The sequence below is a fragment of the Saccharopolyspora sp. NPDC047091 genome, assembly GCF_040643635.1.
Classification (GTDB): domain Bacteria; phylum Actinomycetota; class Actinomycetes; order Mycobacteriales; family Pseudonocardiaceae; genus Saccharopolyspora_C.
Window position 1 is genome coordinate 1 of record NZ_JBEYUS010000028.1, and the last position, 18,207, is coordinate 18,207.

At 71.9% G+C, this 18,207-nt stretch carries 16 protein-coding genes; 13 read left to right on the forward strand and 3 right to left on the reverse strand.

The genetic code is table 11. The features are described from left to right. The first annotated feature begins 352 nt into the window (after positions 1 to 352). The 8 genes from ABZ805_RS14520 (at position 353) to ABZ805_RS14555 (ending at position 7,046) form a co-directional block, all read left to right on the forward strand. On the forward strand, positions 353 to 910 hold the full coding sequence (locus tag ABZ805_RS14520; protein ID WP_358439663.1) for a DUF3558 domain-containing protein: 558 nt from the start codon (positions 353 to 355) through the stop codon (positions 908 to 910). 36 nt (positions 911 to 946) lie between these two features. Beyond that, positions 947 to 1,552, forward strand: a complete 606-nt coding sequence (locus ABZ805_RS14525; RefSeq protein WP_358439666.1) for a DUF3558 domain-containing protein — start codon at positions 947 to 949, stop codon at positions 1,550 to 1,552. A 231-nt stretch (positions 1,553 to 1,783) separates the two neighbouring features. After that, positions 1,784 to 2,146, forward strand: a complete 363-nt coding sequence (locus ABZ805_RS14530) for a hypothetical protein (protein WP_358439487.1) — start codon at positions 1,784 to 1,786, stop codon at positions 2,144 to 2,146. A 65-nt stretch (positions 2,147 to 2,211) separates the two neighbouring features. Further along, the gene (locus tag ABZ805_RS14535) at positions 2,212 to 2,751 is read left to right on the forward strand and encodes a DUF3558 domain-containing protein (RefSeq protein WP_358439669.1); all 540 of its coding nucleotides are present in this window, start codon (positions 2,212 to 2,214) and stop codon (positions 2,749 to 2,751) included. A 24-nt stretch (positions 2,752 to 2,775) separates the two neighbouring features. Beyond that, positions 2,776 to 4,038, forward strand: a complete 1,263-nt coding sequence (locus ABZ805_RS14540) for a hypothetical protein (protein WP_358439490.1) — start codon at positions 2,776 to 2,778, stop codon at positions 4,036 to 4,038. Positions 4,039 to 4,040: 2 nt separating this feature from the next. Further along, positions 4,041 to 4,853, forward strand: a complete 813-nt coding sequence (locus tag ABZ805_RS14545) for an ESX secretion-associated protein EspG (RefSeq protein WP_358439671.1) — start codon at positions 4,041 to 4,043, stop codon at positions 4,851 to 4,853. 205 nt (positions 4,854 to 5,058) lie between these two features. Next, on the forward strand, positions 5,059 to 6,420 hold the full coding sequence (locus tag ABZ805_RS14550) for a sugar porter family MFS transporter (protein ID WP_358439493.1): 1,362 nt from the start codon (positions 5,059 to 5,061) through the stop codon (positions 6,418 to 6,420). After that, on the forward strand, positions 6,417 to 7,046 hold the full coding sequence (locus ABZ805_RS14555) for a nucleoside/nucleotide kinase family protein (protein WP_358439496.1): 630 nt from the start codon (positions 6,417 to 6,419) through the stop codon (positions 7,044 to 7,046). The genes ABZ805_RS14550 and ABZ805_RS14555 overlap by 4 nt, the downstream gene beginning before the upstream one ends. A gap of 334 nt (positions 7,047 to 7,380) precedes the next feature. Here the strand turns inward: ABZ805_RS14555 and ABZ805_RS14560 are convergent, their stop codons facing one another. After that, the gene (locus ABZ805_RS14560) at positions 7,381 to 8,271 is read right to left on the reverse strand and encodes an NBR1-Ig-like domain-containing protein (RefSeq protein ID WP_358439499.1); all 891 of its coding nucleotides are present in this window, start codon (positions 8,269 to 8,271) and stop codon (positions 7,381 to 7,383) included. Positions 8,272 to 8,494: 223 nt separating this feature from the next. Here ABZ805_RS14560 and ABZ805_RS14565 point away from each other — a divergent pair, with 223 nt between their 5' ends. From ABZ805_RS14565 to ABZ805_RS14585, 5 genes are all read left to right on the forward strand, one after another. Then, the gene (locus ABZ805_RS14565) at positions 8,495 to 8,893 is read left to right on the forward strand and encodes a hypothetical protein (protein ID WP_358439501.1); all 399 of its coding nucleotides are present in this window, start codon (positions 8,495 to 8,497) and stop codon (positions 8,891 to 8,893) included. 501 nt (positions 8,894 to 9,394) lie between these two features. Next, a complete protein-coding gene (locus ABZ805_RS14570) occupies positions 9,395 to 9,709 on the forward strand; it encodes an acylphosphatase (RefSeq protein ID WP_358439674.1) in 315 nt (104 codons plus the stop codon). A 102-nt stretch (positions 9,710 to 9,811) separates the two neighbouring features. Continuing rightward, positions 9,812 to 13,648, forward strand: a complete 3,837-nt coding sequence (gene smc, locus ABZ805_RS14575; RefSeq protein WP_358439504.1) for a chromosome segregation protein SMC — start codon at positions 9,812 to 9,814, stop codon at positions 13,646 to 13,648. A 104-nt stretch (positions 13,649 to 13,752) separates the two neighbouring features. After that, a complete protein-coding gene (locus ABZ805_RS14580; RefSeq protein ID WP_358439507.1) occupies positions 13,753 to 14,616 on the forward strand; it encodes a protocatechuate dioxygenase in 864 nt (287 codons plus the stop codon). Between the two features lie 103 nt (positions 14,617 to 14,719). Continuing rightward, a complete protein-coding gene (locus ABZ805_RS14585; protein ID WP_358439510.1) occupies positions 14,720 to 15,301 on the forward strand; it encodes a hypothetical protein in 582 nt (193 codons plus the stop codon). A 119-nt stretch (positions 15,302 to 15,420) separates the two neighbouring features. Here the strand turns inward: ABZ805_RS14585 and ABZ805_RS14590 are convergent, their stop codons facing one another. Together ABZ805_RS14590 and ABZ805_RS14595 are read right to left on the reverse strand one after the other, a co-directional pair. Next, positions 15,421 to 16,932 (reverse strand): sodium:solute symporter, encoded by a 1,512-nt coding sequence (locus ABZ805_RS14590; RefSeq protein ID WP_358439513.1) that lies wholly within the window; start codon positions 16,930 to 16,932, stop codon positions 15,421 to 15,423. After that, positions 16,929 to 18,137, reverse strand: coding sequence for an anhydro-N-acetylmuramic acid kinase (locus ABZ805_RS14595; protein ID WP_358439516.1), 1,209 nt, complete (start codon positions 18,135 to 18,137; stop codon positions 16,929 to 16,931). Before ABZ805_RS14595 ends, ABZ805_RS14590 begins: the two co-directional genes overlap by 4 nt. Between the last annotated feature and the right edge of the window lie 70 nt (positions 18,138 to 18,207).

The window sequence follows — 18,207 nt, forward strand, 5'->3', positions numbered from 1 at the left end:
AAACTCGCCGTCCGCTACGAAGCCACCGTGCACATCGCCACCATCAACATCTGGCTCCGCGACCTCACCAAAACCAATTCCTAAACAGCTCCTAGCGCGGCCAGGCCACCACGGCCGCGCCGGATAACGTGCTGGTGGCGCGCCGGGGATCGAGAACCGGCGGAGGCCGTCGAGTTCACGCCGCAGGAGCCCCGCGGCGTCGAGCAACTGGCCGAGTCGCCTCGGTGAAACGGCGAATGCCTACGGCTTCGCTGATGAGGAGATCTCGGCTTCGTTCCAGTCGAGCGAAGCTCAGTTGTAGGAGGATGTGCAGGTGCTTTTCGGTGTCGTTCGTTGGGCTGTGGTGTTCGCGGTGGTCGGGTTGGCCGGGACCGGGTGTGCGCTAGGTGGAGGGGAAGAGCCAGGGCCTTCGCCTGAAGGCAGTGCGCCCGCGCCACAGCCCGGCCCGCAGCGGCCGCGGGATTTGGCCCTGTCAGGGAAGCAGAGCCCGGAGTTGTGCACGTTGCTTTCGGCTGATCAGCAAGCGGCCGTGGGGGTGGGGCGCTCGCGGCCGTTGACCGGGGAAGAAGTCGGCTGCGGTTGGTTGAGCCTCCCTGGCGCGAATCCTGACGCGGGAGTTCAGATCCAGTCCGTCCCCATGGGGCTCGCCGAGGCAGCGGAGCGTGCGGGTGAGCCGTTCGCGGAGACTGCGGCGTCGTACACCGTGCAAGGTTTTCCGGCGCGGCAAGCCCAGAGCGGCGCCGGGCTGGAAGGGATGGGGTGCAGAGTCGACGTCGACGTCGCTGAGCAGAGCACTCTCGAGGTGTTCTACACCCCCACGATCGCGGGCACCGTCAGCAACCAGGACATGTGCGCCAAAGCCAAGCAAGCGGCGGAGTTCGCCGTGTCGAACCTGCAGGCGCAGGGCTGAGAGAGCGGATCGGAGGGCCTCGTGACGCGGAACGGCGTGACTTCGGTTTGCTCGAAGCTGGGACTGCTGGTCGTCGTCCCCGCGCTGTTGGCCGGGTGCGCTCTCAACGAGGCTCCCGCCGCACCGCCTCCTGCCACCGATCAGGGCGCTGGTTCTGGCCTCGGTCTCCCCGAACGCCCCCGGGACCTTCCCGTCGCGGGAATGCAGGAAGATGCGGTGTGCGCAGTGCTGACACCGGAACAGGTCGGGACGCTCGGTGTCGGTAGGGGTGTGCCTCAAGCCGAGTCGGGTACGTTCGACACTCCGGGATGCACGTGGTTGAGCGGGCAGGAGACCTCCGGTGTGGGACTCACGATCGCGGTTGCGCCGTTGAGCTTCGAAGACTCGCAGAGCCAGAAGTCGGACGGTTCGTCGAACGTCGCCGCGATTTTCACGTTGGGTCAGGGCTTCGGTGCGTTACAAGGGCAGATCCCGGGCGCGGAGAACCTCGGTTGTTTCGTCGACGTCGATGCTGCGGAAGGCCAGACGCTCGAAGTCGGCACCACGTCGATCGGTGGCGACGACGTTTCGAACCAGGACCTGTGCGCCAAAGCCAAGCAAGCGGCGGAGTTCGCCGTGTCGAACCTGCAGGCGCAGGGTTGAGAACAGCTCAGGGGCGTCGTAGTGCGGAAGAGCGTGGGGCTGGGCCGGGAACGCCGAAGACGCGTTCGGAGGCGCTCGACGATCTCGTCTCCGACGATGGTCGGGGCCCGTTCGGGTGGTGGCTGTGCGGTCGGTGTGAAGTTGGTGGAAGTCGGGTCTGGGGTGGAACCGCCGCTGCTACTGTCTGCGTCGCACTGGTGATCAGCAGCCGCGACTAGGGGGTTCCCCGCGATGACCGCACCAGCACCGCCCCCCGCCCCGGGCGGGCCGGGCCAGACCATCACCGTCACCCCGGAGAACGTCCTGGCGGCGCGGCGGGTGATCGGGGAAGCGGCGGAGGATGCGCAGAACAAGCTCGCGCGTCTTCGCAAGGATTTGATGGTGAGGCCCGCGGCCGACGACGAGATCAGCAACGCCGCATCTGCCGTGTGGAACAAGAACCTGGTGGTCGGTCCTGAGGCGCACTTTGAACGGTTGCACTCGTACGTCTTGAACGTGCAGGAGTTGGCGAACCAACTCGGCGAAGCCGCGCGCGCGTACGGATTCACCGACGAGGAGATCGAGTCGTCGTTCAAGTTCAGCGACGTGGAGTGAGGGCGGTGCGCGTGTTTTTCTCGCTGGGCCGTTGGGCGGTCCTGACGGCGTTGGTGTCGCTGTCCGTGACTGGGTGCGCGCTGAGCCAGGGCCAGGAGAGTGGATCTGGAACCTCGACTCCGGCACCCCAACCCGCCCCGGATCGCCCCCGGGAGCTGCCGGTCGTGAACAAGCAGAGCGCGGACGTCTGCGGCCTGCTCACTCCGGAGCAGCAGATCCAGGTGGGCGTGGGGCGTTCGGATGCGGCAGCCCCCGGGGAAGCACCCGGTTGTGTCTGGCTGAGCATTCCCGGTGCCGAGCCCGATGTCTCGATCGAGATCGAAGCATTGAACCAGGGCATCGACGATGCCTACGACCGGTCCGGTGAACCCTTCCCGGAAACAGCGGCGGCGTATGTGATCGAAGGCTTTCCCGCCAAGCAGGGGCAGGGGAGCGCGGGGTTGGAGGCGCTCGGGTGTCGGGTGGACGTTGACGTGGCGGAGGGCCAGACGCTGGAGGTCTTCTACAGCCCGACCTTGACCGGCACCGTCAGCAACCAGGACCTGTGCGCCAAAGCCAAGCAAGCGGCGGAGTTCGCCGTGTCGAACCTGCAGGCGCAGGGCTGAGAGAGCGGAATCCAGGGGGCCGGTGTGGAGGATTTGAACCCGATCAGGAACCTGCGCTTCGAGGGTTTCGACATCCCGGAGTTGCTGGGTTGGATCGGCCGGATCAAGGACGGCCGGGGCACCGAGTCGATGGACCAGGCCGCGTCGGCGCTGCAGCAGTGCGCGCAGATCGTGACGGAGCTGGACGAGACGCTGCGGGTGGAGCTCGGCAAGCTGGAGATCGAGTGGACCGGCAACGCGGGCTCGATCGCGCAGGAGGCGACGAAGCAGCAGTCGGCGGTGATGCAGCAGTCGCAGGACCCGCTGGCGACGTCGGCGACGAGCGTGGAGGCGCAGGGCCGCGGCTACGAGTCGGCGAAGAACACGCTGCCGAACCAGTCGGAGATGCACAACGACAAGTCCGAGAACTTCATCGAGAAGGGCTTGGGCTACTTCGGCTACACGAGCGACTACGACGAAGAGGCCAAGAAGATCGACGGCCGCAAGCAGGTCGCGCAGCAGGCTCTGACCTCGTACCGGGACACGACGGTATCGCAGGCGGAGAACTTCCAGCCGATGCCGGAGATGCAGCCCGCGGCGGTGTCCGCGCAGTCGGCGACGGCGAGCGGTGTGGCGGGCGGCGGCATCGGCGCGTTCGCCTCGCCGGGATCGTCCGGGTCGGCGCCGGGTGGTGCCGGGGGAGGCGCGGGCCTGGGGATCGGCGGCGCGGTCGGCGGTGGCCCCGGTGGTCGCAGCGGCGAGCGCCCGGGCGGTTCCCCGGACGACGACCGCGCTCCGGGCGGTCGCAGCGGCGCCGAGGAGGAACCGCGCCGCGGCGCGGGCGAGCCCGGTTCCGGGCCGCACCCGGACGAGGACGGGAAGCCGGGCATCGGTCTGGGTGGCGTCCTCGGCATCGGTGCCGGTGGGGCGGCGGTCGCCGGGATCGGCGCGGTCGCGGCGAGCAAGATGCTCGGCGGCAAGGCCGGTGCGCCCGAGGGCAGCGTGCGCGGTGGTTCGGCGGGCGCGGACAAGGGCAAGGCCGGTTCGCTGCGCGGCGGTTCGTCCGGTGTCGGCGGACCGGGGGACACCACGGCGGGGCGCACGGCGAGCGGCTCGGCGACGAGCAAGCCCGCGCCGGGCTCGGCGATGGGCCCGGCGGCGACCCGCGGCCAGGGCAAGTCCGGTGACGACGCCGAGCACGAGAACAAGTACTACGAAGAGGAAACCCCGTTCGACGACAACCGCCTGGTGGCCCCGCCGGTGTTCGGCGCGGACGACCCGGGTGACGACCGGAAGAAGCAGGGTTGACGGTGCGTCCCGGAGCCGATGGCGAGCAGATCGTGCTCTCCGCGTTGGAGTTCGACGTGGTGTGCGAGGCGGAAGGGCTGACCGGGCGCAGGCACGCGGTGCTCACGGTGCCCAGCCCCGGCGCCACGCACACCGAGCGCGCCCGGCTCGTCGCCCAGGCGTGGGCGGACCTGCGGGCGCGGCGGCTCGCCGAACCCGGCGAGAACCGGCTGGACGAGGACTTCGCTGACCTGCTGGTGCTGCTGGACCGGCCGCAGCTGTCGGTGGACCTGCGGATCTGGGCGCCGGACCGGTCGATCCGGGCTGCGGGTTCCGCGAACGGCAACGCGGGCCTGGTGACGGTCGTCGACGGTGACGTCGTGGAGTTCACGCCGGTGCGGGGGAGCTCGCTGCCCGAAGCCGTCGTGTCCGTCGCCGGGGAGGGACCCCCGGGCGGCGGACGCCCGGTGAGCGTGCCGAACGACGTGCTGCTCGACGCCAGCGCCCGCGCAGGTCAGGACCTGCGGGTGTTCGAGGACGAGCTGCGCGGGCAGGGCGTGGTGGCCGACGACGCCGCGGTGCTGGCGAGGATGGCCGACGGGATGGGCATGCGCGGCCAGTTCGGCGTGGAGCACACCCGGAGCCGGTCGACGGTGCCGCGCCGCGCGGACCGCGTCGTCGGTTTCCACGACACCCCGGACGGCCGGTACCTGCACAGCGTGCGGACCAGCGGGGACGGGCGGCGGTGGAGCACGGTCGCGCCCTGCGACAACCGGCGGCTCGCCGACTACGTGCGCGAACTGATCACCGAGACGGCCGAGGACACCGAGGGCTGAGCGGCACGGCCGTGACGGGGCCCGGCCCACGAGCCGCTCACTCCAGCCCCGCAGCGGGCCGCACACCCCGGGCTCCGCCGCGGGCGAGCCCGCCACCCCGCGTGCCACATCCCCGCTCCGCACCGGCGCTGGTCATCACGGCGGTCGTCCTCTAGCGTCTCGTCGGCCGAGCCGCGGAAGAACGACCCAGGAGGACGCACCGAGCATGAGCACCGCAGCCACACCCGGGACCGGACGCGGCGCCGTCGTCGGTGCCGCCACCATCGCCGCGCTCGGCGGACTGCTGTTCGGCTACGACACCGGCGTCATCTCCGCCGCGCTGCTCTACATCGCCCCCGCTTTCGGGCTCGGCGACGGCATGCAGGAGGTCGTCGTCGCCTCGCTGCTGCTCGGCGCCATCGCCGGTGCCGTCGGAGGCGGTCGTGTCGTCGACGGTTTCGGCCGCAAGCGCACGCTGCTGCTGGTGTCGGCCGTGTTCACGGTGGGCGCGCTGCTGTCGGCGCTCGCGATGAACGTGGCCGTGCTGATCGCGGCGCGGGTGGTGCTGGGCCTCGCCATCGGCGCCAGTTCGCTGGTGGTGCCCACCTACATCGCCGAGATCGCGCCGCCCGCGCTGCGCGGCCGGCTGGTGTCGATGAACCAGCTGATGATCACGATCGGGATCTTCGCGTCCTACCTGGTCGGCTACGCGTTCGCCGAGAGCGGCGGGTGGCGCTGGATGCTCGGGCTGGCCGCCGTGCCGTCGCTGCTGATGCTCGCCGGGCTGTTCATGCTCGACGAGAGCCCCCGCTGGCTGCTGGCGCGCGGCCGCACCGAGCAGGCCCGCGCCGCGCTGCTGCGCACCCGCACCCCGGACGAGGCGGAAGCGGAGCTCGCCGAGATCAGCGAGACGATGCGGGAGGAGCGCCGGTTCACCTACCGCGACCTGTTCGGCCCGCGGCTGCGCCCGGCGGTGCTGCTCGGCGTCGCCGTCGCCGCCACCAACCAGCTCGTCGGCGTCAACGCCGTCATCTACTACGCGCCGACGATCCTCAAGCAGGCCGGGCTCGGTGATTCGGCGGCGATCCTGTCCTCGGTCGGCATCGGCGCCACCAACATGGTGTTCACCGCGATCGCGCTGCTGCTCATCGACCGGGTCGGGCGGCGGCCGCTGCTCATCGGCGGGACCAGCGTGGTGATCGTGGTGCTGTTCGGGCTCGGCGCGCTGTACCTGCTGCCGAGCGTGCAGGGGCTCGGGACGCTGCTGACGATCGGGCTGATGCTCTACGAGGCCGCGTTCGCCGCCAGCCTCGGCCTCGCCATCTGGCTGATCAACAGCGAGGTGTTCCCGACGGCGGTGCGCGGCAAGGCGTCCAGCATCGGCACCGTCACGCACTGGGGCCTGGACTTCGTCATCTCCATCTCGGTGCTCACCCTGATCAACGCGTTCACCGCGACCGGGTTGTTCTGGATCTACGGGGTGCTCGGCATCGTCGGGCTCACCTACCTGTACCGGAAGCTGCCCGAGACGAAGGGCCGCAGCCTGGAGGACATCGAGACCTCGCTGCGCGGGGAGGCGCGCGCATGAGCACCGTCGCGCTCGACGAACTGGTCCGCCGCGCCCGCGCGCTCGCCGCGAGCGGCACCCGGCGCGTCCTCGGCATCACCGGCGCGCCGGGCGCGGGCAAGGGCACCGTCGCCGACGCGGTGCTCGCCGAGCTGGGCCCGGCGGCGGTGCTGGTGCCGATGGACGGCTTCCACCTCGCCGAGGCCGAACTGCACCGGCTGGGCCGCCACGACCGGAAGGGCGCTCCGGATACCTTCGACGCCGCCGGATACGTGGCGTTGCTGCACCGGATCCGGAACCAAGGCGCGGAAACGGTGTACGCGCCCGAATTCCACCGCGAAGTCGAGGAATCGTACGCGGGCTCCATCGCGATCCACCCGGAAACACCGCTGGTGATCACCGAGGGCAATTACCTGCTGCTGGATTCACCACCGTGGGACGGGGTGCGGGAACTGCTCGACGAATCGTGGTTCCTCGCGCCCGATGACGGCGAACGCCTGTCCCGGCTCATCGCCCGGCACGTCCGCTACGGCCGTTCCCCGGCGGAGGCGCGGGACTGGGTGCTGCGCAGCGACGAGCGCAACGCCGACCTCGTGTCACCCACCCGGGCGAGGGCCGATCTGCTCGTCACCGGCGACCCGGCCTGAGCCCGCTTTGTCCCGTGGACAATTCGCCTACCTGCGCGGACATTGTTCCCGGCGGTCGCGGCCAATGATCGCTCGACGCGGCCCGCAGCGGCTGGCAACGTAGTCGGCACGGCAGCGGCGGACGACCTTCTGGGGGATCGCCCGCAGGCTGCCGGAGCGATCGCCGCACGTGGGGAACCGGCCGCGGAATTCCGCGACCGGTACGTCTGCGGCGATCACTCGAACCACCGGGAGAGGCGCGGACATGGGGAATCCGAGACCAACCCCTGGGGAAGACGGACGGCGGGTGCCTTCGTCCCGGAAAAACGGGCGGAGGCACCCCCTCCGGAACGGGTCAGGCGGAACCCGGCGTCACGCGGATGTCGAAGAACACCGGGCGCAGCGCCTGATCCGGGAAGAACAGCTCGCCGTGCTCGTCGACCATCTTCCAGGCGATCTTGCACTGGCCGGTCTTCTCGCCCGCCACGACCGGAACGGTGATCCGCACCTGCTCGCCGGCCGGGGTGTCCCGGATCCACACCCGCTGCGGCGCGGTGCACTCGGCGTCCCCGACGCGCTCCCCGGTCTGCTCCAGGTAGCGCCCGGTCCAGGGCACGCGGCCCACGTTCTTGATGTCCCACGACTTCACGAAGCTCGTCCCGGCGGGGATCGGCGTGTCGTCCGGCACCGTCTCGCCGAGCATCACCGACGCGTCGCCCGGGATGGGTCGCTCCGGGCCGGACAGCAGGTACCAGCCCAGCACCACCGCCACCAGCACCACCGCGGCACCGGTGCCCGCCAGGATCCAGCCGCGGCGGCGCGCCCGGTCCGGGCCGGACTCCGGGTCGGGTTCGGCGGCGGGAGCGTCGCGCCGCACCGCGGGTTCGGCCTCCGGCGCGGACGGTTGCTCGGCGGCGGCCCTGGCGTGCTCCCACCGGCGGGACCACTCGCGGCGCACCGTGTCGGCGTCCTGCCCGAGCGCGCCCACCGCGAGGCTGCGCACGTACTCCCACGTCGTCTCCCAGGACGGCAGGTCCTGCCCGCGCGCGGCCGAGGACAACGCCGACTTCGACGCGGCCGCCCCGAAATCGGTGCGCATCCGGTCGTAGGACGGGTCGCCCGCGGATTCCTTGAGCTCGCACAACCGGTAGGCGAAGGCGGCGACCGGCCCGTCGGCCGGGTCGGGTCGCAGCTGCTTGCGCCCCCGCTTGCCACCGGCAGCGGGGGTCGCCTCTGATTCGCTCATCGTGGATGCCTCGTGGAGGTGTGGTCGTGCGCGCGAGCAGCGGTCGGCGCGGCGCGTTCGGGGACGTGGAACTCCGTGTCTAGCACGGTTCGGCGGGCCCCTTGCGCCGCGGCGCGGCCGTTGCCCCGTTCGACCGCCGGTGCCGGGCGAACGGGGCAGCCGGTCCGGCCGAACGGCCGCGAACGATCAGCCGGTCGAGTCGGCGGAGGACGGTGCCGACGAGGTGGCCGAGGTGGTCGGTTCCTCGGCGGAGCTGCTGCGCGTGGTCGGCGCTTCGGTGCGCGAGGCCGACGGGCCGGTGGAGCCGGTGGACTCCGTCGGCGGTTGCGTGGGCTCCGAGGTGTCCGGCGGGCTCGTCGGCGGCGGAGTCGTCGAGGTGGGCGGCGGCTCCGGTTCCGACGTGGTCGGCGGCGGAGGCGGCGGCTTCGGGGTGCCGGTGTCCGGCGGAACCCAGGTCGGGCTCGGCGGGAGCGGCGGTGCGGAACCGTCGTCCGGCGGCCGGGAGCTGCTCTCCGCGGTCTCGCTGGTCAGCTCCGCCTCGCTGGACGAGATGTCCGCGGCGGACGTGCCCGCGGGCGGGGCCAGCTGCGGCGGTCCCACCGGTTGCGGCGCCCCCGGGTAGCCGGTGGTGGTCTGCAGCGTCGTCTCGCTCGGCGAGACGGCGGGGAACCGCTCGGCCGCATCCCGCTCGTGATCACCGACGACGACGGCCGCGGAGGCGGCGAAACCGGTGGCCACGACCACTCCGGTCGTCGCCCACAGGGCGAGTCTTCGCGACCGCGTCCCGGTCGGTTCCCCGGCCTGCGCGGCGGGGTCAGGTGCTAAAGGGTCCATCGTGTCCCACTCGTTCAGTCCCGACGGCACGGGCCGGCGCACCCGTACCGCTGATACCGGCGGCGTCCGGTTCGGGCGGAATTCGACGTTCCGGACGTTGCGCGTGGATCTCGCGACACGGTAGCCGCCGGGGCAAGCCCCGTTCGGCCCGGGTGCCGCGCCCGCCGTCGATCATCCGGGCCGTGCGCTGGTGATTCGCCGGGAGAAGTCACCGCGGCCACACCTTCGAGTGATGGATGATCGCGGAGCGTGCGGGGCGCGGTCGGTGCGGCCCCGGGCGACGGGCATCATGCGAGGTGTGAGCGATCTCGACGACACTTCCGCGACCGCCGAGCAGGCCCGGCTGACCGCCTGGGTGCACGGGCACGTGCACGGCGTCGGATTCCGCTGGTGGACCCGGGCCCGCGCCCTCGAACTCGGCCTGGTCGGCAGCGCCACCAACCTGCCCGCCCGCCGCGTCGAAGTCGTCGCCGAAGGTCCGCGGGAGGCCTGCGAGCGGTTGCTGGCCGCGCTGCGCTCCGGCGACACCCCCGGCGCGGTCGAGCACGTGGCCGAGCAGTGGTCCGAGCCGAAGGGCGACCGCACCGGGTTCGTCGAACGCTGACCCGCCCGCCGGGCCCGGTTCCGCCGGTGGTGAACATCGCGGCGGGTAGGCTCTGCCGAACGCCGCACGCAGGCAGCACTCGCGGAAAGGTCGATCGCAGCCGTGCACTTGAAGAGCCTGACGCTCAAGGGGTTCAAGTCCTTCGCCTCGGCCACCACGCTGCGCTTCGAACCCGGCATCACCTGCGTGGTCGGGCCCAACGGCTCCGGCAAGTCGAACGTGCTGGACGCGCTGCGCTGGGTGATGGGCGAGCAGGGCGCCAAGGACCTGCGCGGCGGCAAGATGGAGGACGTCATCTTCGCCGGCACCTCCGGCCGCGCCCCGCTGGGCCGCGCCGAGGTCACGCTCACCATTGACAACTCCGACGGCGCGCTGCCCATCGAGTACACCGAGGTGTCGATCACCCGCCGGATGTACCGGGACGGCGCCAGCGAGTACGAGATCAACGGCAACAGCTGCCGCCTGATGGACGTGCAGGAACTGCTGTCGGACTCCGGCATCGGCCGCGAGATGCACGTCATCGTCGGCCAGGGCCAGCTCGCCTCCATCCTGCAGGCCAAGCCGGACGAGCACCGCAGGCTCGTCGAAGAGGCCGCGGGCGTGCTCAAGCACCGCAAGCGCAAGGAGAAGGCGCTCCGCAAGCTCGACGCGATGCAGGCCAACCTGACCCGGCTCACCGACCTCACCGGGGAACTGCGCCGCCAGCTCAAGCCGCTCGGCAAGCAGGCCGAGATCGCCCGCAAGGCGCAGACCGTGCAGGCCGACCTGCGGGACGCCCGGCTGCGGCTCATCGCCGACGACCTGTTGTCCTCCCGCGCCGAGCTGGCCCGCGACCAGGCCGACCAGGAAGAGGCGAAGGCCAAGCGCGCCGAGGTCGAACGCGGCCTGCAATTCGCCCAGTCCGAGGAGAAGGGGCTGGAGGAGAAGGTCGCCGCCGACGCGCCGCGGCTCAACCGCGCCCAGGACACCTGGTACCGGCTGTCCGCGCTGGAAGAACGGCTGCACGGCACGCTGCGCCTCGCCGCGGAACGGCACAAGCACCTCACCGCGCAGAACACCGAGCAGCGCAGCGGACGCGACCCCGACCAGCTCGACGCCGAAGCCGAAGAGGCCGCCGAGCAGGAGATCGAGCTCCGCGAAGAGGTCGAGACGGCCCGCGAAGTCCTCGCCGAGGTGGTGCGCCGCCGCTCCGAGCTGGAGGACCGGCTCAAGGACGCCGAGCGCGAGCACATGGCCGCGGTCCGCGCCATCGCCGACCGCCGCGAAGGCGTCGCCCGGCTCTCCGGCCAGGTCGAGTCGATGCGCAGCAAGGCGAGCGCCACCTCCGACGAGCTGGAGCGGCTGAACGTCTCGCTGGCCGAATCGCAGGAGCGCGCCGAGGTCGCCGAGACGGCGTTCGCCGACGCCGAAGCGGAGAGCGGCGGCCAGGAATCCGACGACGCGGGCCTGCCCGAGCGGCAGGCGAACGCGGCCGCGGCCCGCGACGCCGCCCGCTCCCGGGTGGAGGAACTGGTCAAGGCCGAGCGCGCCGCCGAACGCGAGATCGCGTCCTGGCAGGCCAGGGTCGAGGCGCTGTCGATGGGCCTGAACCGCAAGGACGGTGCGGGCGCGCTGCTCGGCGCGGGGGAGAAGGTGCCGGGCCTGCTCGGTTCGGTGGCGGCGCTGCTGACCGTGGACACCGGTGCGGAGGCCGCGCTGGCCGCCGCGCTCGGCGCCGTCGCGGACGCGGTGGCCGTGTCCGGAGTGGACGACGCGGTGCGCGCCCTGGAACTGCTCAAGTCCGATGCCGCGGGCAAGGCCGGGGTGCTCGTCGGCGGTGCGGGCGAACCGGACCGCACCGGCTGGCCGCAGCTGCCCGCGGGGGCGAGCTGGGCGGTGGACCTGGTGCGCGCCCCGGACGGGCTGCGCGCGGCGGTGACCACGGCGCTGGACCGGATGGCGGTCGTCGACGACCTGCCCGCCGCCCGCGACGTGGTGCGGCGGAACCCCGAGGTGCGGGCGGTGACCCGCGACGGCGACGTGCTCGGCGGGCACTGGGCCACCGGCGGCTCCGACGACGGGCAGAGCGTCATCGAGGTGCAGGCCGCCGTCGCCGAAGCCGAGCAGGAGCTCGCCGCCGCGCAGCGCCGCCAGGAGCAGCACTCGGCCGCGCTGGAAGGCGCCCGCGCCGAGGAGCAGTCCCGCCGCGACGAGGTCCGCGCCGTGCAGGAGCAGATCAACGAGGCGAAGATCGCCGCCGCCCGCAGCTCCGAACGCGTCTCCAGCCTGCGCAAGGCCGCCCAGTCCGCGGCCGCCGAGGTGGAGCGGGTCCGCCAGCAGCGCGCGAAGGTCGAGCAGTCCCGCGAACAGGCGCTGGCCTCGCTGGCCGAGCTGGAGGAGCGCCTCGCCGCCGTCAAGAACGAGCAGGAGGAGCAGGCCGAACCGGACACCGAACTGCGCGACCGGCTCGGCGGCGAGCTCGGCACCCTGCGCCAGGAGGAGATGGACGCGCGCCTCGGCCAGCGCACCGCGGAGGAACGCGCCCGCGCCGTGCAGGGCCGCGCCGACCAGCTGCGCCGCGCCGCCCGGCAGGAGCGCGAAGCCCGCGCCCGCGCCGAAGCGGCCCGCCAGGCCAGGGAGCGCGGCGCCCGCGTCGCGCAGGCCGTCGTGGACGGTGCCGAGACCGCGCTGGAGCGCATTGCGGTGTCGCTGCGGGCGGCCACGGAGGAGCGCGACACCGCGCAGGCCTTGCAGAGCGAGCACGAGCAGGCGCTGGGCGCGGTGCGCGCCCGGGTGCGGGAGCTCAGCGGCGAGCTGGAGAAGCTCACCGACGCGGTGCACCGCGACGAGGTGGTGCGCGCCGAGCAGCGGCTGCGCATCGAACAGCTCGAATCCAAGATCATCGAAGATTTCGGCATCGGCCTCGACGACCTCGCCGAGGAGTACGGCCCCACGGTTCCGGTCCCGCCGAGCCCCGCCGAGGTCGCCGAGTACGAGGCGGCGAAGGAACGCGGCGAAGAGGTCACCACGCCGCCGTCGGTGCCCTACGACCGCGCCACCCAGGAACGCCGCGCCAAGCGCGCCGAGAAGGACCTGTCGCTGCTGGGCAAGGTGAACCCGCTGGCACTGGAGGAGTACGCGGCGCTGGAGGAGCGCTACCGCTTCCTGTCCACCCAGCTGGAGGACATCAAGTCCACCCGCCGCGACCTGCTGGACGTCGTGAAGGAGGTCGACGAGAAGATCCTGGAGGTCTTCCAGTCCGCGTTCCACGACGTCGCCGCCGAGTTCGAGAAGGTGTTCTCGGTGCTGTTCCCCGGCGGCGACGGCAGGCTGGTGCTCACCGACCCGGACGACATGCTCACCACCGGCATCGAGGTGGAGGCGCGGCCGCCGGGCAAGAAGGTCAAGCGGCTGTCGCTGCTGTCCGGCGGGGAGAAGTCGCTGACGGCGGTCGCCATGCTGGTGTCGATCTTCCGAGCGCGCCCGTCGCCGTTCTACGTGCTCGACGAGGTCGAGGCGGCGCTGGACGACACCAACCTGCGGCGGCTGATCATCCTGCTGGACCAGCTGCGCAGCACCTCGCAGCTGCTCATCATCACGCACCAGAAGCCGACGATGGAGATCGCCGACGCGCTGTACGGCGTGAGCATGCGCGGGGACGGGATCACCACCGTCATCTCGCAGCGGCTGCGCGGCGGGAAGTCCGGGAAGGCCGAGAAGTCCGGCGAGGGCCCGGCGCCGGAAGCGGTGGCCGATGGCGCGGCGCCCGCGGACGCGGCGCCCACGTCGGCGCAGCAGGAACCGGTGCCCGCTCCGGTCACGGCGGACGCGGCGCCCGCTCCGGACGCGGTGCCCGCTCCGGACGCGGTGCCCGCTCCGGTCACGGCGGACGCGGCGCCCGCTCCGGACGCGGTGCCCGCTCCGGAGGATCCGGCGGCCGGGGAACCCGCCGCGGACTGATCCGCCGGACGCCCGGTGATCTCGCAGCCGGTTCCCAGCCTCCTCGCAGCTCGCCGCTCTAACTTCGAGCTCGTTCCGCGAACGAGACTGCGAAAGAGGGCGGCATGTCGGATCACCACGAAGGGCAGCGGGTCAGCAGGCGATCGATGTTCGCCGGCGTCGGCTCGATCGGGTTGGGCACGTTGCTGGCGGCGTGCGGGTCGCAGGCCGGCGGTAGCACCACCGTCACCACCTCCACGGGGGAGAGCCAGGCGCTCACCCCGCAGACCGCCACCGACGCGTCGGACCTGTTCTCCGACGTGAACACCTGCACGCTCACCCCGGACACCACGCAGGGGCCGTACTACTTCGACGCGGACAAGGTCCGCAGCGACATCCGGGAGGACCGGCAGGGCGTGCGGCTGCGGCTGGCGCTGAAGGTGCAGGACAGCGAGACCTGCGCGGCGCTGCCGAACGCGGTCGTGGAGATCTGGCACTGCGATGCGGCCGGGCTGTACTCCGGGGCCGAGGACCAGTCCTCCGGTGGCGGCGGTGGCATGCCGCCGGGACCGCCGCCGGAGAACGGCGAGAAGCCGGGCGGTGGCGGACCCGGTGGCGGCGGTGGCGACCAGGACCTGGTGCCCACCGACGACAAGCGCTACCTGCGCGGCGCCCAGGTCAGCAACGCCGAGGGCGTCGTCGAGTTCACCACGATCTGGCCCGGCTGGTACACGGGCCGCACGGTGCACGTCCACGTGATGGTGCACGTCAGCAACGAGCGGGTGCTGACCAGCCAGCTCATGTTCGACGAGCAGCTGAACTCGGCGGTGTTCGCGCGGGCGCCTTACAGCGAGCACACGGGGCGGGACACGTTCAACGACGGCGACAACATCTTCGAGGACTCGATGCTGCTGAAGGTGGTGCCGGAGGACGACGGCTACCTGGCGTCGATCGTGCTCTCCGCCGATTCGGACCAGGACGGCGCCTGATCCCTGCCCGGTGGGTCGGGCCGGTTCTGCGGAACCGGCCCCCTCGAGCGGCGGTGCGAACTACGGTGTGACTCGCGATCTTCGCGCCCGTTCAGGAGGCCCCGTGTCCCAGCCGAACAGCCCGCATCCGGGGCTTCCGCAGCCGCAGTCCGGACCTGTCCAGCAGCCGTACCCGAGTTCGGGTCCGATCCCGCAGTACCCGGGATCCGGACCGGTTCCGCCGCCGCAGTCGAGCTCGGGACCGGCCCCGCAGCCGTACCCGGGCCAGCAACCGACGCACCCGGCGACGGCGCCGCCTGCGGGCGCGGGGCGCCTCGTGCTGGACTCCTCGTACGACCCGCTGGCGTTCACGATGGGCCTGCTGAAGCCGGGCATCACGATCAACGGGCGACCGGGTCCGGTCGCGCGGTGGGGCAGGACGGTGGTCGACGTGCCGCCGGGGCAGTACCAGGTCGAGCTGCACGTGAACTACCTGTGGCGGTTCGGTTCCGCGACCGCGGTGGTCCCGGTGCACGCGGGCGGGCAGGTCGACGTGTTCTACCGGGCGCCGATGGTGACGTTCGGTGCGGGGGCGATCGGGCCGGGCCCGCAGGCGACGCCGAACCGCCGGCTGATCGTGGGGCTGTTGATCGGCTGGTTCGTGTTCTGCCTGCTGGTGGCGATCCTGCCGCTGCTGTTGCTCTGATCCGCCCGCGCGAGCAGTGCTGATCGTTGATCACACTGATCATCCCGCACTCGCTAATAACAACGAGTCGGTGGTGAACGGCCCACCCGCCCGCGCGAGTGGGCCGTTCACCTGCGATGTCAGGCGGAGTCGGCGGTGGCCGCGGCCTTCTCCGCTTCGGGCGGCGCCGGGTGCCGCAGCGACAGCAGGCCGCCGACGAGCAGCGTGACGAGCACCCCGACGGGCGTGAACCACGGGAACGCCAGCGACGCCTCGCCGCCTTCGCCGTCCGGGAACGTCACCCCGAACGCCAGCACCAGCACCACCACCAGCGTCGCCACGAACGCGGTGATCGCGTCGCTCTGCCGCGCCCGCTTCACCAGCATTCCCAGCAGGAAGGCGCCGAGCAGCGCGCCGTAGGTGTAGCTGGCGATGCTCAGCCCGATCTCCACGACGGGGTTGTCGGTGTTGCTGAACAGGGACGCGAACACCACGAACACCAGCGCCCAGATCAGCGTCCACACCTTGCCGAGCCGCAGCACGCTCGAATCGTCCGCCCCGCTGCCGCCGATGCGCCGGTACAGGTCGCTGACGGTGGAGGTGGACAGCGAGTTCAGCGAGGACGACAGGGTGCTCATCGCCGCGGCGAGGATGCCCGCGATCAGCAACCCGGACACGCCGGGCGGCAGCTCGGTCACGATGAACCGCGGGAACAGCTCGTCATCGCTGCCCATGCCCAGCGCCGCCGGATCGGCACCCTGGTAGAAGGACCACAGCTGGGTGCCGATGAACAGGAACAGCGCGAACTGCACGGCCACCACGACACCGCTGGTGATCAGCGCGAGCTGGCTGTCCCGCAGGTTCCGGCAGGACAGCAGCCGCTGCACCATCAGCTGGTCGGCGCCGTGCGAGGCCATCGCGAACACCGCGCCGCCGATCACCGCGGTGAAGAACGCGTACTGCTCGGTGACGATGGACGAGCCGAAGTCGAACAGCTGGAACTTGCCCTCCTGCCAGGCGGTGGCGAGCCAGTCCCCGGGCAGGTCCCCGGCGAGCACGACCGCGGTCAGCACGGCCCCGGCCACGTAGACGAACATCTGGATCGCGTCCACCCACACCACGGCCTTGATCCCGCCGAGGTAGGTGTAGATCACGGTCAGCACCGACAGGGCCAGCACGATCTGCCAGTAGGAGATGTCGAGCCCGAACACCTCGGCCATCACCTTCACCGGGATGGCGGTGGCGAACAGCCGCAGCCCGTCCGCGAGCAGCCGGGTGATCAGGAAGGTCACCGATGCGGTGCCCTGCAACCCGGTGCCGAACCGCTTCCCGAGGAACTCGTAGGCGCTGACGAGGTTCCCGGCGAAGTACTTGGGCAGCAGCACGAACGCGACGATGATCCGGCCGATCAGGTAGCCGATGGCCAGCTGCAGGTAGGTGAAGGTGCCGAGGTAGGCGACGGTCGGCACGCTGATCACGGTCAACGTCGAGGTCTCGGTGGCGACGACGGAGAAGCACACCGCCCACCACGGGAGGGTCCGGCTGCCGACGAAGTACTCCTGCGAGCTGCGCTGCTTGCCGCTCAGCAGCAGGCCCAGCAGCGGCATCGCGACCAGGTACAGCCCGATCACGATGAGATCGATCGACCTCATTCGGCCTCCAGTGTCGTGGAATGGGTGATGCGCAGGCTCCGCACGGGTGCGGCCGCGGGCTCGGGCGGGCGCAGCGGTCCGGTCCCGGGGGTGATCGAGCCGAGCAGCCGGGGCCCGTCGGCACCGGTCGTGCCGGGCACGTTGCCGGGCAGCCCGTTCCAGGTCAGCCAGCCCAGCAGGGCCGCCAGGTAGCCCTCCTTGCCGGCGGCGGGCAGCCCGAGGTCGTCGCTGACGTGCAGGTCCACCCCGGTGCCGAGCCTGCGCCGCAGCGCGGCCAGCAGCGCCGGGTTGCGCACCCCGCCACCGGAGGCGACGACCTCGCGCGCGCCGTGCCGGTGGCAGGCGTCGGCGACGGTGGCGGCGGTGAGCTCGGTGAGCGTGGCGAGCAGGTCGGGCCCGTCGGGTTCGTGGCCGTCGAACCCGGCGCCGCGGAGGGCTTCGTCGAGGTGGGCGGCGTTGAAGTGCTCCTTGCCGGTCGATTTCGGCGGCTCCGACCGGTAGTAGCCGTCGGCGAGCAGCCGGTCGAGGAGTTCCGCCCGCACCTGGCCCGCCGCGGCGAGCCGCCCGTCGACGTCGCTGGCCGCCGTACCACCGGTGACGCGCGCGGCGGCGGCGTCGAGCAGCGCGTTGCCGGGCCCGGTGTCGTAAGCGAGCGGTTCCGGGCCGCCGACGACGGTGATGTTGGCGATGCCGCCGATGTTGAGCGCGACGACCGGGCCGGGCCGGTCGGCGAGCCACAACGCGTCGAGCACCCCGGCGAGCGGGGCGCCGTGCCCGCCCGCGGCGATGTCGCGGGCGCGCAGGTCGGCGATCACCGGCAGCCCGGTGGCTTCGGCGATCCACGCGGGCTGGCCGAGCTGGGTGGTGCCGCGCGCCCGCCCGTCCTCCACCCAGTGGTAGAGCGTCTGGCCGAGCGAGGAGATCAGGTCGGCGTCGCCGAACTCGGCGATGCCGTGCCGGGCCGCGTCGGCGAAGGCGCGGCCGATCTCGGTGTCGAGCACGCAGAACTCGTGCGCGTCCACGGCCGCGGGCGGCAGCGCGGCCGCCAGCCGTTCCCGCAGCGCGGGCGGGTAGGGGACCTCGGCGAACCCGAGCGGCCGCAGTGCGGCGACGCCGTCGCCCGCGGTGCTCAGTTCGGCGGCGGCGACGTCGATGCCGTCCATCGACGTGCCGGAGAGCAGCCCGAGGACTCGCCATGAGGACATGTCCAGTGGTGTATTGCACCGAGCTGGGGGATGCAAGCGCCTTTCCGCCATTGTTGGTGAATCGCCCACC

Coding starts and splice junctions, on each gene's coding strand:
- ABZ805_RS14530 (WP_358439487.1), top strand. CDS start 1,784: ATGACCGCACCAGCACCGCCCCCCGCCCCGGGCGGGCCGGGCCAGACC.
- ABZ805_RS14550 (WP_358439493.1), top strand. CDS start 5,059: ATGAGCACCGCAGCCACACCCGGGACCGGACGCGGCGCCGTCGTCGGT.
- ABZ805_RS14555 (WP_358439496.1), top strand. CDS start 6,417: ATGAGCACCGTCGCGCTCGACGAACTGGTCCGCCGCGCCCGCGCGCTC.
- ABZ805_RS14560 (WP_358439499.1), bottom strand. CDS start 8,271: ATGAGCGAATCAGAGGCGACCCCCGCTGCCGGTGGCAAGCGGGGGCGC.
- ABZ805_RS14570 (WP_358439674.1), top strand. CDS start 9,395: ATGCGAGGTGTGAGCGATCTCGACGACACTTCCGCGACCGCCGAGCAG.
- ABZ805_RS14580 (WP_358439507.1), top strand. CDS start 13,753: ATGTCGGATCACCACGAAGGGCAGCGGGTCAGCAGGCGATCGATGTTC.
- ABZ805_RS14590 (WP_358439513.1), bottom strand. CDS start 16,932: ATGAGGTCGATCGATCTCATCGTGATCGGGCTGTACCTGGTCGCGATG.
- ABZ805_RS14595 (WP_358439516.1), bottom strand. CDS start 18,137: ATGTCCTCATGGCGAGTCCTCGGGCTGCTCTCCGGCACGTCGATGGAC.